Annotated in this window: 12 protein-coding genes and 1 riboswitch; of the genes, 4 read left to right on the top strand and 8 right to left on the bottom strand. The window is 34.4% G+C overall.

The window, feature by feature from the left end; all coding sequences use genetic code 11:
* Positions 1-503: 503 nt before the first annotated feature.
* The 6 genes from ACHRVX_RS04305 to ACHRVX_RS04280 form a co-directional block, all read right to left on the bottom strand.
* Positions 504-1,475: a DUF2931 family protein gene (locus tag ACHRVX_RS04305; protein ID WP_395329573.1), complete on the bottom strand. Its 972-nt coding sequence runs from the start codon at positions 1,473-1,475 to the stop codon at positions 504-506.
* Positions 1,476-1,543: 68 nt separating this feature from the next.
* Positions 1,544-2,506 carry a DUF2931 family protein gene (locus ACHRVX_RS04300; RefSeq protein WP_395329571.1) on the bottom strand — a complete coding sequence of 321 codons (963 nt, stop codon included), beginning with the start codon at positions 2,504-2,506 and terminating at the stop codon, positions 1,544-1,546.
* 68 nt (positions 2,507-2,574) lie between these two features.
* Positions 2,575-3,609: a DUF2931 family protein gene (locus tag ACHRVX_RS04295; protein ID WP_395329569.1), complete on the bottom strand. Its 1,035-nt coding sequence runs from the start codon at positions 3,607-3,609 to the stop codon at positions 2,575-2,577.
* A 10-nt stretch (positions 3,610-3,619) separates the two neighbouring features.
* Positions 3,620-6,238: a phospholipase effector Tle1 domain-containing protein gene (locus ACHRVX_RS04290; RefSeq protein WP_395329567.1), complete on the bottom strand. Its 2,619-nt coding sequence runs from the start codon at positions 6,236-6,238 to the stop codon at positions 3,620-3,622.
* Positions 6,231-6,725 carry a PAAR-like protein gene (locus tag ACHRVX_RS04285; RefSeq protein WP_395329565.1) on the bottom strand — a complete coding sequence of 165 codons (495 nt, stop codon included), beginning with the start codon at positions 6,723-6,725 and terminating at the stop codon, positions 6,231-6,233. Before ACHRVX_RS04285 ends, ACHRVX_RS04290 begins: the two co-directional genes overlap by 8 nt.
* 29 nt (positions 6,726-6,754) lie before the next feature.
* A complete protein-coding gene (locus tag ACHRVX_RS04280) occupies positions 6,755-7,879 on the bottom strand; it encodes a hypothetical protein (protein ID WP_395329563.1) in 1,125 nt (374 codons plus the stop codon).
* A 362-nt stretch (positions 7,880-8,241) separates the two neighbouring features.
* Here ACHRVX_RS04280 and ACHRVX_RS04275 point away from each other — a divergent pair, with 362 nt between their 5' ends.
* Entirely contained in the window at positions 8,242-9,204 is a 963-nt protein-coding gene (locus ACHRVX_RS04275; RefSeq protein ID WP_395329561.1) for a GlxA family transcriptional regulator, read from the top strand.
* Between the two features lie 257 nt (positions 9,205-9,461).
* Positions 9,462-10,028 (top strand): cysteine hydrolase family protein, encoded by a 567-nt coding sequence (locus ACHRVX_RS04270; protein ID WP_395329559.1) that lies wholly within the window; start codon positions 9,462-9,464, stop codon positions 10,026-10,028.
* An 84-nt stretch (positions 10,029-10,112) separates the two neighbouring features.
* Here the strand turns inward: ACHRVX_RS04270 and ACHRVX_RS04265 are convergent, their stop codons facing one another.
* Positions 10,113-11,747, bottom strand: coding sequence for a PKD-like domain-containing protein (locus ACHRVX_RS04265; protein ID WP_395329557.1), 1,635 nt, complete (start codon positions 11,745-11,747; stop codon positions 10,113-10,115).
* Between the two features lie 344 nt (positions 11,748-12,091).
* Positions 12,092-12,320, bottom strand: a riboswitch (cobalamin riboswitch).
* Positions 12,321-12,436: 116 nt separating this feature from the next.
* Between ACHRVX_RS04265 and ribB the strand changes: the two genes are divergently transcribed.
* Positions 12,437-13,099 (top strand): 3,4-dihydroxy-2-butanone-4-phosphate synthase, encoded by a 663-nt coding sequence (gene ribB, locus ACHRVX_RS04260; RefSeq protein ID WP_395329555.1) that lies wholly within the window; start codon positions 12,437-12,439, stop codon positions 13,097-13,099.
* A gap of 3 nt (positions 13,100-13,102) precedes the next feature.
* A complete protein-coding gene (locus tag ACHRVX_RS04255; RefSeq protein ID WP_395329553.1) occupies positions 13,103-13,675 on the top strand; it encodes a Crp/Fnr family transcriptional regulator in 573 nt (190 codons plus the stop codon).
* A 414-nt stretch (positions 13,676-14,089) separates the two neighbouring features.
* Here ACHRVX_RS04255 and ACHRVX_RS04250 read toward each other — a convergent pair whose 3' ends face one another.
* Positions 14,090-15,787, bottom strand: a complete 1,698-nt coding sequence (locus ACHRVX_RS04250) for a ribonucleoside-diphosphate reductase subunit alpha (RefSeq protein ID WP_395329551.1) — start codon at positions 15,785-15,787, stop codon at positions 14,090-14,092.
* Positions 15,788-15,801 lie beyond the last annotated feature (14 nt).

The following is a 15,801-nucleotide window of genomic DNA, read 5'->3' as shown; positions in this document are numbered from 1 at the left end:
ATAATTATTTGAATAATTAGCTTGTTTGAGAATTAGAGCAATAAAAAAGCCCATTACAACGATTGTTATAATGGGCTTTTTAAATATTTCATCAACATTTACTTTCTACATTAATAGTTTTAATAATAGTGGCATTGCAATTAAATGTATTATGATAGAAACAATTTTGGACATATCACCTTTAGTGAATTTTACTAAACTGTATATGACTATCACCACACTTAATATAACAAATCCTAGCAATAAAAAAACAGCTTCGCTAGGGCCTCCATTTGAGGGAAATTTATTTAATGCATATTCTAGTAAAAAGTATGCAATGATATAATAAAAAACGGTTATGAGTAATTCTATAATTATTTCTTTCATTATTTTAATTTTATTTTTTGTTCCTGATGTCTAAGATTATTTTCTAATTTCATTTTTAATCATTTTTTTTATTTACTCATATTTTTTTCTCTGAATTGCAGGAAAAAAACACCAATTGTAATTATGAATAATGTATTTTATTTTTCAAGATTTCTTTTCCACATTTGGACCTTAGTCTTTTTTAACAAAATTTCATCCTCCTTACATTTTACAGTAAATTGAACCGATTTATACATAAAATCAGGTCTTACTTCTATCTCAATATCTGCATCAGGATGCTTTTTATCCATTGTTTTAAATGCGTCAAAAATTTCTTTCTCATCAAATTCATTTTCGCACCAATATGTGTTAAAGGTAATATCTGCCCTGTATGGTAAAGCTTGATTTTTAAAGGCTTTATTTTTCAATTCATCTTCATAAAGTGTAATATACTCACCATTAAAAAAATTGATGTTTTGAAAAATATTTTTATCATCTTTATAGAAATTACAATTAAAACGCCAGTTATATTTTTTTCGATAATTATCCCACAAGCCGAAAGGAATTCCTTCTTTGTTTATTTTTGCTTGTATCTCTTTTGAAACATCAATTTCAAATCCTTCTTTATAAAATTCTTCTTGAGTTAAATCTTTTGGATTTCTATAGAAATTATTCCTATCAACAATTGTATCTTTAGCCTGATATCTTCCTATCTCTACTCTTTTTAAACCTCCATCTAGCCAAATTACTACGACACCTCCTGGTGCTGTACCAATCACAATTCGATCGTAGGTTTCATGAGTTATAGTATCATTTTTTCTTGAATTTTTAAAAATAAATCCTTCTCTAAAAAGCGCCAGCATTTTATCCGTAGGAAGTTGAGTTTCTAATTTCCAGAATTTTTTCTCAGCATAACTCAACCATGTTAACTCCACAAAATTTGGTATGGTACTGCCACCAGACCCGCTGCTAGAGCCTTGGGCAATCCATCCTTGTCTTTCTATACCATCTTTAGGTACTGTAGTTATAAAATTCTTATCAGTTGATAAATAACCACAATAAACTTCTACAGGATATTCTTTAGGCGCGGTTACTGATACTTTGTAACTAAATTTTGTTTTGTTTTCCATTTTTTTATATTTCTCGCAGGAAACAAAAAATAAGAAGACACAAATACCTTTTATGAAATATGTTTTCATTAAATCTTCCACATTTTTACTTTTGTTTTTTTAAGAGGGATTTCTTCACCATCACATTTTACCGTAAATTCAACTGTTTTATACATAAAAGTTGGTCTAGCTTCTATCTCAATATTTTTATCTGGATGATTTTTACTTATTTTTTCGAAAGCTTCCATTATTTCGTTATCATCAAATTCATTCTCACACCAGTATGCATTAAACGTAATATCTGCCCTATAGGGCAAAGCCTGATTTTTAAAAACCTTTTTTTCTAATTCGTCTTTATATAATGTAATATACTCTCCATTCAAAAAATTAATGTTTTGATAGGTATTAATATCCTTTTTATAAAAATTACAATTAAAATTCCATTTATATTTTTTTCGATAATTATCCCATAAGCCGAAAGGAATTCCATTTTTTTCTATTTTTTCTCTAATAGTGTCCGGAACTACTATTGTATAATAAGTATCGAAAAATTCCTGTTGCGTTTCATTAGGATCTTTAACTGGCTGAAATTTCATTTTATCAACATACGTTTCTTTAGCTTGATATCTTCCTATCTCTACTCTTTTTAAACCTCCATCAAGCCAAACTACTACTACTCCTCCTGGTGCAGTACCTATTACAATTCGATCATAAGTTTCCTTAATTATGGTATCATTTTTATCAGAATTCTTAAAAATAAATCCTTCTCTAAAAAGTGCTACTATTTTTTCAGCAGGAAGTTGAGTTTCTAATTTCCAGAATTTTTTTTCAGCATAGCTCAACCATGTTAATTCTACAAAACTTGGTATAGTACTGCCACCAGATCCACTGCTAGAACCTTGTGCAATCCAACCTTGTTCTTCTACACCATCTTTAGGAACTGTAGTTATAAAATTCTTATCCGTTGATATATAACCGTAATAAACTTCTACAGGATATTCTTTAGGTGCGGTTACTGATACTTTGTAATTAAACTTTGTTTTGTTTTCCATTTTTTTATATTTCTCGCAGGAAACAAAAAAGAATAAAATATAAATACCTTTTATCAAATATCTTTTCATTAATTCTTATACATTTTTACAACCGTTTTTTCTAAAGGGATTTCTTCGTCTTCACATTTTACTGTAAATGTTGTCGTTTTGTACATAAAACCAATTTTGGCTTCTATTTCAATATTTTTCTCAGGATGGTTTTTTTTCATTTTTTTAAAAGCTGCTACAATTTCTTCTTCATCAAATTTTGCTTCGCCATTGTATATCTTAAAATAAAATCTAATGTTAAGGGGTAATGCAGCTTTACTGAATAACTTTTTACTTAATTCATCGTCATTAAAATAATCTGCTTCTCCATTAATATAGCCAACATATATATCCGTTAAAGTATCTTCTTTATAAAAAAAAGTTTGAAAACGCCAATTGTATTTTTCACGATATGTATCCCAAATTCCATAAGGAATACCTGTTTTAGCAATTTTTTCCTGAAGATATTTAGCGATCCCGTCTTTGTAACACACATCAAAAAATGTGTTTAAATCTTTGAATGCCCCCGGTACAGGAACAAAAGCGTTAACATTTACAAGTGTTTCTTTAGCCTGATACCTTGCAACTTCTACTCGATGGGCATTTCCTGTTATAAAAAGTACCACAATACCTCCGGGAGCAACAGCTATAGTAATATGATTGTAGGTATCATGTTTGGGCTGTTCTTTTACACGATCCCAGTTATAAAAACCCTCACGAAATAAGGCTAGCATTTTATTTTGGGTAGCCTGGTCAATTGTGGTTTCGATATTCCAAAATTTCTTTTCTGCATAACTAACCCATGTAAGTGAAAGCATTGTAGGTATGATATTACCTCCGCCTCCTCCTTGTCCATCTACTTTCCATCCGCTGTCCTCAATTCCAGAACTATGTAATGCGGTTATAAACTTTTCATGTGTAGCAAGAAATCCTTTATGTACTTCTATAGGGTAATCTTTTATGGAAGTTACAGATGCTACCCAACTAAAATCGGTTTTATTACTCATATCTTTTTCTTTATTACAGGATAATAGTATTACACATAATAGCATTATCATATTTAATTTATTTTTCATAGTTTTCATATTAATACTTTATAATGCCTCTTTTTCGTTCAGGCTTCGGCGCATTTATAATACCAACTGTAGCGTTATAATGCAAATAATGATTTCGAAGTTTTCTCATGTTCTCGATACCAATTCCGTGATCCATTATTTCTAGTGGATTTGCGATTGCTTTTGCAGCATATTCTTCTAAATATTGTTTTATAATTGAGAGAAATTCTATATTATCTGAAAAAATATTTTTTGTAAAGACATATTTTTTCATAGTAATATTATTAAATTCAACATTTTGATGTTCAGCAAATTGTTTCATCATATGCAATGGTATAAAACTATATTGATTACTAATGTAGGCTCGTTGTGATATAAGTCTTTGAGTATCATATAAGGCACTACTGCTTGAATTGTAACTATACGCTCTATTATACGCATCGCGTATGCCAATTTGATCTTGTTTAAACCAGCCTTCGTCTATTAAAGTGTTTTTAAATTGAGTTAATCTGGAACTCGCAAATGCATTATCACAATAATCTGTTGCTAAAACATGTTCGTCGTCAGGATCTGGTGCCACACCTTTTGCAATTCCTTCTGGTCTTCCTTCGATATAACTGCCTCCAACATCACTATGTACACCGGGCAGATACATTTCAATATGATTTTGACTCTTAATAATAGGCGATAAACTAAAGTTTACACGATGCTCTTCGGCGGCTACCATATGTATTACATGTTTTGCTTTGCTTATCGAGTTAAGCCCTAAATCTTTTATATCATTAAATTCGACTACACCATGATGCGCAACTGTATCATACAATCCGGCAAACCGAATAATTAATTGGTTAAATTCTATTCCTTCTTCTGTAAGCAAATACCCTAAATGACCATTTGATGGCATTCGTGTATTGGCATATTTTGCATCTATATTACGACCATAACGGTCGCGGTTTACCTCAGTATAATACGATGGTAATGTAATTTCATGAACAAAATGACGCGCTGCCGCTGCTCCACGGCTAAAGCCAAAAACATCAATTGTTATTGAATTAATGTTTTTTTCATTATTTACCAAACCTTGCAAAATTTTATCCCTCATTTGTTCTATAGTCCTGCGAACCCTGTCTACAATACCTGAGTTTCCGGTACCAAAAACAGCTCCCATCATAATATCATCTTTTTTATATTTAATTAACTTTGGATCCTCCGTACCTAATGTATTCGTATTCATACCTTCGGTATATATTTTAAAAACTGTTATATCATCTTTGTAATAATTTTCAAATAAAATTGCCACGTTCGAAAGCTCATTTTCATAACTGCCCTGACCATATTTATATTTTTCTTTATCTTTTTTAGTCAGTTCATCTTCGCTTTTGGCATACACTTTTAAATATTCATCACTGGTAAAAGGTTTGTCGTCGGTTGCTTTTCTTCCTATCCTTTTTTCTTCCCAATCTATTCGTGCAGTTGTATCATATTTGTTATTATTTGTCCCATCAATAAATACCCCAAACGTAAAATCGATCTTAATTTGATTTTCCGGCGCACCGCCACTTTCAGCTTCGCCAAGTAATAAAGGATTGTTCCCTGTTAATTCTCCTTTTTTGAGAACTCCCTTTGTTGATATTTTTAGCACACAATCATTTAATTTTTTTTCCTGATTTTCAATTTTTGAGTGATGTACAATAGGTTTTATGCTCAATGAATTGCCGCTTTTAAAATCACCTTTTGCCTGAAACTGCCAGGCATGTTCAATAAATATCGGGAATACGCATTTTTGTACATTTCCTGCAGATATTTGTTTTTCGCCCTTATCAAAAATCAAAGCATCGGTTATGGTTCCTGCGGGAGGTTTTGTCGTTGCGTTGTATGGATGTGTATTTACCTGACGTTTAAATTGCGTTAACGCTTTAGGATCGAGTTTTTGTACAGGATCTCCATCTTCGTCACTGGGCGTTGGTGTTAAATCAGTATCATTCAACCAACCGTTATCTACAAGCTGAATGTTTATGTTTTGGTAGTACAAAGCCTCAGTATAAATATGAAGGTATACGGTAGAACCAAAAGCAATATCCTCTGTAATTAGGTTTCCGGTGAAATCGCGCCATTCGGCAGCAATAATTTTGGGCGTTCCTGTTGCGTTAACAAATATTCCGTGTGGTCTTTTTCCGGTCGCGGGATGATCTTCAGTAAAAATTTCCAGCCACGCAAGTCCTCCTCCTTCAAGCAGTTTAGGAAATCGTACTTGTCTTAAAAAATCATGCGGCAGTCCGTAACTAAAGGAACCGTTATGTTCCATCGTTTTTCCTGCCATACCTTTCCCCACAACTTGCCAACACCATTGCACACCATTCCTTATTTGTTGAACGCTGTGTTCATAAAAAAGCTGTTGCTTATCATACACCGTGATATTGGCTTTATAACTGCTTTTATCCCAAGACGAAAGTTTATTAAAATCTTCTTCTCTAATTCTTTCAACAGGATCTGGTTCCGGATGCTTAACGCCGTCCAGAAAACCTTCTAATTCCTGAATTTCAACAGTAAATAATCCCGCTTTGGCAAGCGTTAAACATCCTGAAGCATTATTCCATTTTTCGCCTTTGGCAAACGGTTCTCTGGGTTTGATATGTAAATTTTTACTCATTTTGCTTATTGTTTATTTTTAAAACTTCATCAAATAAATCACCGAAATTTACTCCCGGAAGTATTTGGGCTACTATTTCAGGATCACTCTTTTGAACATCTTTCTGAGTAAGTTCAGCAGTTTGTCCGTGATTTTTGATCGTGATACAATTGGGCATTCCCTTGCTGCAAGTGGCTTTACTATCTTCAAGTAATGCTCTGCCTTGATTTGAATAGGTTACATTTTTTTTGACTCCCTTCCATTCTGTTACGTCAACAACACAAGGGAAAAAACTGCTTCCCGAAGGTTGATTTTTACAGTTTCCCAAAGTGTTTTTCTGCATACATTGTCCGATTTCCTGATCTGTAGCAATAAGTTTTTTTACTCCTTTGCTGTCATTCGCAAAATGTATCGATTGCGTTTTTACCTGCAAAATATCAGTTTGATCCTTTTCACTGAACTTGCATTGGCATACTGCTCCTTGTACTACAAAATGTTTATTAGTCATTTTTTATATTTTTATATTATCGTCATTATTTATTTTTTGAAAATTGACTTTATTTTATTCCAAAAACCTTTTTTTGGTGACAAATCAGGTTCTTCATGAACATACAATTGAATGCGTTCCCGCGGTGGTCCCAAAATTCTTTCTCGTTTTGGCGATTCGGACTGTCTTCTTCTACTGGCGGCTACAATATCAATAATGTCGTCCTCATCGTCATCAAACTTCTGGTAGGATTGAAATATTCTTTGGCTTTCTTTAGCGGCAAAATCACTCCACGGTCTAAAAGAACCTGTATCAGCAAAATGATACATTTCTACCTGAATCTTATGCTGTTTCTTTTCGCTTATTTTGGTTTCGAAAGTTCCGGTAACCGAAAAAATGCTGCGGTCTTCCTTATATAATTTATAATCAACAAGCATTTGAGATGTTACAGGTTCAGCCGTTTCCTCTGAAAATTCATTTTTAGGAAAATCGTATCCTTCCATTATTTCCTCAATACTCCTTTCGTCAATACCAATACCATCTGCATTGATATTTATTTTGTCATTGTTATCATAATGTTCCTTAATGGTATGCACGACGCCATATTGAATGCATTGATTACCAAAAACGGGTGAATCCCAAATGGATTTGAATCGTAGTTTTGTCGAATATTCAACATAAAACGGTTTAAAATACAAGTGGAAAAACCAATTCCGGCAAATGGATTCCTTCAATAAATCATCATCAAGAAATACGGCATCTATTTTATGAATGATTTTAGAAATTGTTTTGCCTTTATAGTCTTCCAGAATCTTGTCTTTAATGCTAATCCAACGTTTTTTTATTGCATTAATCGTCAGGATTTCTTGAAGTTCACCGTTACTTTTCATTTTTACTCTAAGAGGAAAAATCGCCTGTGAAGCTCTTTCTGCAATTTGAATTATTTTTGAATCAGAAGTTCTGTTGTTGACATAAACCTGTTTCCTGTTGATTTCAAAAATGGAATTACGCCCGTAATTATCCTGTAAAAAAGCAATTTCAATTTCATAATGAAGCTGATTTCTCAGTACATCATTTTCAAAGCTTTCATAACAAAATCCGTAAAGTCTTTTCTGGTTTGAGGCACCAAAATTTATACTGAAACCAGAATCAAACGCTATTTTTTCTTCACTCATATTATTTAATTCAAATTGGTATTCAATATTATTTTCTATTAAAAAATAAGATATTTTCTATTGGCTAATATATAATATTTTTCATACAATTATCAAATATAAGTGTAATTTTCTCACTTTTTATTTTATTGGGAAGGCTTTTAAAATTTCAATAATTAATCTGTGCTCGAATATTTACCAAGAGCTTGATTTAAAACATTTTATGCTTTATAAATACCTACCATAATAAACAACCCGTATTAATACGGTTTTTAGTGAATGCATCCGTATTCAGGGTAAATGACCGAACTATAAAGTTTTAAAAGTGAAACTAATGCTTTATTTTTGTGTGATCCTGATTCATTTTTCAGGATATTGATACCATGACAACAACTATCGCAACCGTTTATTTTTACATTCCGCAACAAGTCACACTTCTGGATTTGAGTGGTGTTTTGCAGGTTTTTCAGGAAGCGAAACTTTTAGGTTTTGATTATGAAATTAAGTTTATAAGCAGTACAACTTCGGTGATTTGTTCTTCTGGTTTAGAATTGGCTTCGCTGACGCACTTTTCAAAAGTAAACCCGCAGGAAAATGATTTTGTTTTTATTTCAGGATTCAGTACGCATCAAATAGATCTTGATGGTGAAGATGCTTCGTTTTTCACCTGGCTTCGGCAAATAAGTGCCCGTCAGACTACGATTTGCAGTATTTGTTCAGCCGCTTTTCTTTTGGCGAAAGCCGGACTTTTAAACGATAAGGAATGTACGACGCACTGGAAACTGGTTGATAAACTCAAAAAGGAATATCCGCTTGCCAAAACTCAAAACAATACTTTATTCACGCAATCCGGAAACATTTATACGAGCGCGGGAATTATCACAGGAATTGATCTGGCTTTGCATATTATGGAGGAACAACACGGCAAGGAAACCGCGGCTACAATTGCCAAAGAAATGGTGGTTTATAAAAGAAGACACGGAAATGATGAACAGGAAAGTGTTTATTTACAAAACCGAAACCATCATGACGAAAAAATTCACGGTATTCAGGATTGGATTATTGCTAATTTAGATAAAACATCCACAATCGATTTTCTGGCGGAACTGGTTCATGTTGGACCCAGAAACCTGACCCGAATTTTCAAGAAACAAACGGGAATTACTATCGCCGAATATCGAACTAAACTCAGAATCGAAAAAGCGAAAAGCCTGCTTATGAATTCAGATTATAAAATTGAGCATATCGCGCATTTGTGCGGTTACAAAACTTCTAAGCAATTACGGATTGTTCTTGAATCTCATCTTGATGCGTTGCCAAGCGTTATTAAAAACAAGCTGTCTTAAAACGACTATCCTTTGTCCTTTTTTTGTTGTTGTTACAAAAGTACATTTGTAATGATAAAAATGTTGCGTTGTTTTTAACACATAGAAAAATAGAGTTTTTTTATTTGAAAGTAGTCATTTTACTTATTTAAATATGTAGCTGATTATGTGAGGAAATTTATTTCTTTTAATATATTCTCTTTATAAATTTTAAACTATGTTTCTATGTGTTTACAAAAAAAACCAACGAATTAGCTAATAATCTAATTTATAAAAAGATGAAACTTAGAAACCAAAATGCCGCTTTACTTTTAATTGATGTTCAAAAGGGTTTTAATGAAGATGATATTTGGGGCGGCAACAGAAATAACAAAGATGCTGAATTGAAAATGGCTCAGATTCTGGAACAATGGAGATTACTTGAATTGCCTGTTTTTCATATCGTGCACAGTTCTGTACATCCTGATTCGAAACTTCACGCTTCGCATCCGGGATTTGAAATCAAGGATGAAGTAAAACCTATTAATGGCGAAACGGTAATTACAAAACAGGTCAACAGCGCTTTTATAGGAACGGATTTACAAGAACGACTGGATAACCTGGGAATTAACAAACTGGTTATTACAGGACTTACAACGAATCATTGCGTTTCGACGACAACAAGAATGGCGGGAAATCTGGGATACGAAGTGTATTTAATTGCTGATGCCACGGCTACTTTTGACCGAATTGGAATCAACGGTGAAAAATTTGATTCGGAGTTAGTGCATCAAATATCTCTGGCGAGTTTACACAACGAATTTGCTCAGGTTGTAACTACTAAAGCTCTTCTTGAGTTGTTATAAACGTAAGATTACGATAATAATAAAGCCTTCAAATCATTGACTTGAAGGCTTTTTATTTGGTATTCTCTTAAGATAAAATCTAAATTAAGGTAAATTTAAATCTTTAAATCCTGAAACTTCTGTAGAAACTTCTCCTAACCAGCCACCTTCGGCACGATTAGAATTATAGACTTTTACAAAATCAATTCCTTTAAGTTTCACCGATTCTCCTTTGGCATTTACAGCCCAATTAATATCGATTTGACCTCTTACATCGGCATTTGCCCAGTTGTCTGTATAACCCCAATCATACGCCGGATTTCCCCAATTGGTTCCAGTTCCTGATTTATCGTAGATATTCGATTTCAGGAAAGTTCCTTTAAAAGTAATCGTACCTGAACTTTTCCACATTGGGTAATAGGTTTGCTTGTGAAACGTATTTTTAGAAATATACCCGCTTTGTCCCTGATTATCTGTCCAGCGAATATAATTAGGTTCGTTTGCGTTTGCAGGTTCTGCATCAGGCTTGTAATACGTCATTTCGTAATTTTTGATTGTGGTTGCTTTTCCATGTTCTGAACCTGCAATTTCAAACCATTCGTCATCTGCTTTTCCGTTACCGTTTGCATCGTAGGAAACCGTTACAATTCCGGGTTCTGCCCAATCTGCAAAGGCGTTTCCTAATACTACAAAGTCATTTCCGTCTTTATTGACAATGGTATGATCGAAACCAAATTGTACATATCCGCCAAATCCACCCAAACTTACCATACTTCCTGCTGTTAAAGCAGTTTCAGCCTTTACACGCATCGTTTCGTCAGTATCTGTGGCTGTTGCTGCCGGCAATGAATTTGTGAATTGTCCCGGAGCAGGCAAAAAGTCAAAAACCTGCGTAATTTTATTGAGGTAAGTTTTATCGGTTACTACCAAAGTAAAACTTTTAGTATTTTCACCCACTCCGTTTTTTGCTTTAAACTCAATAGTATACGTACCGGGAGTTGCAAATACCGAAAATAAATCGGTCGAAGTGGCAACTTCTTCATTGTTTACCAGCCATTTGTATGTTGCTCCCGCAGCATTTGCCAATTGTGGCTGTACTCTGAACCATTGCATTTTAGCAATCGTAAAACCTCCTGTAGGAATTGAAATCGCAATTTCAGGCGGACTGGCAACAATACTTATCGTACGGCCGTCACCAAATGTAAATGTCATGATACCATTGGCAATAGCCACAGCCGTAATTTCTGCTGCGTCTTTTCCTTTTTGTCCAGATGCCGACATTCCGGTATCGACGTCGTTGATAATCCAGTTTCCATTACTTCCAATAGTAATTTTTGGACTATCGCCTTTTTCTCCGTTTGAACCATTTGTACCATTTGTACCATCTGATCCGTTTGAACCATTACTTCCATCTGAACCGTTTTCGCCTTTATCGCCTTTTGCTGATTTTCCGGTGTCAACGCCATCAATCCACCAATTGCCGTTCTCGCCTATTTTTATAAATGATGATGTATTTCGAACTGATAATTTAGTGCCATCGCTCATTGTAATGACATAACTGCCTTCTTTAGTTTCATAACTTACCACATAAAGGCGTTTATTGAGTACATCGAGCAGGTTTTCATATTGTGCCATTCTGTTTTTTAAGTCATTGACATCATTTTTAAGGTCATTAATGTCGTCTTTATAACAGCCTGATAAAAGCAGCATTACGGACAATACGAGTAAAATTTTCTTCATTTTTTAGAATTTTAAGGGTTATTAGTTGTGATTATTTTTCTTAAAAAGGCAAAATGCCCCTGAATACCTGCGCTAATAACTTTCAATTTTAAAATTCCGGTTTATGCCATTTCTATTAAGCATAATTATCTCATAAAGAACCTAAATAATCCCTTTAAGAAATATCTTACGCTTGAAATTCAGGCAATAGTTTGATAAACAAGTTTCATCTGCCACGCCATTTGGGATACTATATATCACAAAAAGGCATAACAAAATATCCTTTTGAAACAGTTATTAACGGAAAATTAAAATCAAATGTTAGTTTGATATTCGTGTTGTCTCAAAGCTCTGGTCCACGAAAGCCTGAAATTATTTGCAGTGGCAGGTCTCCTGACTTATTCCCATTTTGATTGGCCTTCCCACATTAAAAATGCAGTGGCAAAAGATTAGATTGATCACTTAAAAGCATCAAATCTGTCAAAATGTTGCATGGAACTTACAGTAACGGGCTTGTTCAGGATTTGCACCTGATTCCCTCTTCGTCAGCTACATTCGAAAAAATATAGCCAAACCATTGCGGTGGCAAATGTAAAGTAACAAAGGCTTTAAAAAAAATCAAATGCGCGTTTTATTGACCTATATCAAACTTTTGCATCTTAAACAATTCTAGATTTGCTGCTCATTAATTTAAAAATACCAAAAATAAAATGATTGACACACTAACATATCCACTGGAAAAACTTGGCTTAACAAGCACAGAACGTGTAGAAAACGCTTTAATACATTTGCAAAACGGAAAAGGGATTTTATTAACCGATGATGAAAACCGCGAAAATGAAGGCGACTTAATTTTTTCTGCACAACATATGACGGTTCAAAATATGGCAATGATGATTCGGGAATGCAGCGGAATTGTCTGTCTTTGCCTGACGAATGAAAAAGCAGATCAACTGGAATTGCCTTATATGGTAAAGGAAAATACGAGTAGTTTTCAGACTCCGTTTACGATTACAATCGAAGCTAAAAATGGCGTTACCACAGGGGTTTCGGCAACTGACAGACTTACAACTATTAAAACGGCATCAGCAAAACACTCTCACGCATCAGACTTGGCAAGACCGGGACATATTTTCCCATTACGCGCCAAAAATAACGGTGTTCTGGAACGTAACGGCCATACGGAAGGCAGCGTTGATTTGATGAAACTGGCGGGTTTACAACCGGAAGCTGTTTTATGTGAACTCATGAATGAAGACGGCAGTATGGCTAAACTTGACAAAATCATTAGCTTTGCACATCAACACGATCTGGTAGTTTTATCTATAGAAGATATTATTCATTACCGCAAATTCGTGAGAGATTATAAATAAACGATGTTATACGAACAACTTGGTGATTATATAAAAAATCGTATTGAGGTTTCTGATGAAGATCTCAATACGATTTTGTCGCATTTCAAACCTTTAAAACAAGGCAAAAACGACCTTTTGCTTTCGGCTGGACAAACGAGCCAACATACTTATTTTGTGAGCAAGGGCTGCTTAAGAATTTACTTTATTAATGAGGAAGGCAAAGATGTTACGAGATATATTGCATTCGAAAATCAGCTTGCGACGGCATTAGTGAGTTTTATTACAAAATTGCCTTCATTAGAATATATTCAGGTGATCGAAAAATCAGAGTTATTATATATCAGCCACGAAGATTTTAATCATTTAATGACAATTATTCCGCAATGGCGCGAGTTTTATTCTCATTATTTAGAACGCGCTTATGTTAATAGCACAAGTCGGCTAATGTCATTTACTACAATGGATGCTTTAGAACGATACCAATTATTACTAAAAATTAATCCGGCGATTGTAAAACGATTGCCTAATAAAATTGTGGCGTCGTATATTAATATTTCACAGGAAACGTTGAGTAGGTTGAAATCTAAGTTTTGATTTATGTTACAGATTTTAAAGACTCAATACAATTTTATGTAGTCCCTACGGGACAAATTTTACTACGGGGGTTATCTCTTTTCTACCAATATATAATCTCTACGAGATATAACTCTGACTGTTTAACATTTGACCCAAACAAAGCAATACTCCGTTAGGAGTTAAATATTGGTAGAAAAAAACAAAAATAATTTTAAAACCCGTGTAAAACCCGTTTAATCCGCACAATCCGCGGGCAAAAAACTGCGAGATACTCTAAAAGTTTAAAATTCCATATAAAACAAAGCAATACTCCTTTAGGAGTTACATGTTGATAGAAAAAAAATTAAAAATCCGTGTAAACCCGTTTAATCCGCATAATCCGCGGGCAAAAAACACAAAAAAAAAGCTGTCTAAAAAGACAGCCTATTTACATTATGATTCGCAACTGCTGCAAGTAACTAAACTCGCCACCAGTTCTTTAGATACGCTTTGACTACGTTGGTAATAAAGGCTTTTGATTCCTAATTGCCACGCTTCTATAAGCAAACGGTTTACTTCTTTTACAGGTAAATCTGACGGGATATTTAAGTTGATACTCTGTCCCTGATCTACAAATTTCTGACGTATTGATGCTTGCTGAATAATCTCTAACTGACTGATTTCTTTAAAGGTTTTAAAAACATCTTTTTCATTCTGGCTCAGTTGGCTCATATGTTGAACGCTTCCGCCATTTAGCATGATTTCTCTCCAGACTTCCTCGTTATCAAGACCTTTTTCTTCCAGTAATATTTTAAGGTATTTGTTTTTACGCATAAAATTACCTTTGCTTAATCCTGCTTTATAGTAATTACTGCTAAAAGGTTCAATTCCGGGTGAAGTCTGTCCTAAAATAGCCGATGATGAAGTCGTTGGTGCAATTGCCATTGTAGTAGTATTGCGTCTTCCGTAGCCTTTTAGCAATTCCGGTTCGCCGTAAATTCGGGCTAAATCCTGCGTTGCTTTATCGGCTTTGTCGCTAATATGCTGGAAAATTTCTGTTGTTTTCATTTTGGCTTCAAGCCCTTCAAACGGAATCATATTTTTTTGCAAATACGAGTGCCATCCTAATACTCCAAGTCCAAGCGCGCGGTGTCTTTTAGCAAAACGATTCGCTGCCGAAAGGTAATAATTACCTTCTGTTTTTTCTATAAATTCCTGTAATACGGCATCCAGGAAAAAGATCGCCAGTTTTACGGCTTCGGTATCTTTCCATTCTTCATAAAGTTCCAGGTTCATTGACGAAAGACAGCAAATAAACGATTCATCAACGCTTGATGGCAACATGATTTCACTGCACAAATTACTGGCATTAATGCGCAGGTTTTTATCTTTGTAAACTTGTGGTTTGTTTTTGTTTACGTTGTCACTAAAAAAGATATAAGGCAATCCTTTTTGCTGACGGCTTTCTAATACTTTTGCCCATACTTGTCTTTTATCGCCATCACCATCAATCATTTCCTGCATCCAGTAATCAGGAACGCAAATTCCTGTAAACAAGTTCTGGATTGGGTTTCCAATGCTTTTAATTTTCAAAAATTCTTCGATATCCGGGTGATCTACGTCTAAATAGGCCGCAAATGCTCCTCGGCGAACGCCACCTTGCGAAATGGTATCCATTGTTGTATCAAAAAGTTTCATGAAACTTACGGCTCCACTACTCTTTCCATTATCCGTTACGGCGCTTCCGCGCTCGCGTAATTCTCCAAAATATCCTGACGTTCCGCCGCCAATTTTGGTCTGCATGATTACTTCTCCTAATTTGTGTGTGATTCCTTCAATTTCATCCGGAACGTGTACGTTAAAACAAGAAATTGGCAAACCGCGTTCTGTTCCCATATTAGCCCACACAGGTGAACTAATACTCATCCAGCCGCGTTCGATCATTTCTACAAAAGACTCTTTTAACTCAGGTTTGTATAATCTTTTTGCGGCAGCAGTACAAATTCTGTCAATTGCACCTTCAACAGTTTCGCCTTTTAAAAGATAACCTCGATTTAAAATTTGCTCACTTTCAGAGTTTTTCCACCACATTTTATTATCTGCTTCACTTAACGGAAGGCTTTTTCCTGAAATTGTATCTATTGTACTCATAATTGTAATTTGCT

It is taken from the genome of Flavobacterium sp. FlaQc-47, from assembly GCF_044006475.1.
Classification (GTDB): Bacteria; Bacteroidota; Bacteroidia; order Flavobacteriales; family Flavobacteriaceae; genus Flavobacterium.
The sequence above is the reverse complement of the archived record's forward strand: the minus strand, read 5'-3'. Positions and strand labels throughout refer to the sequence as shown.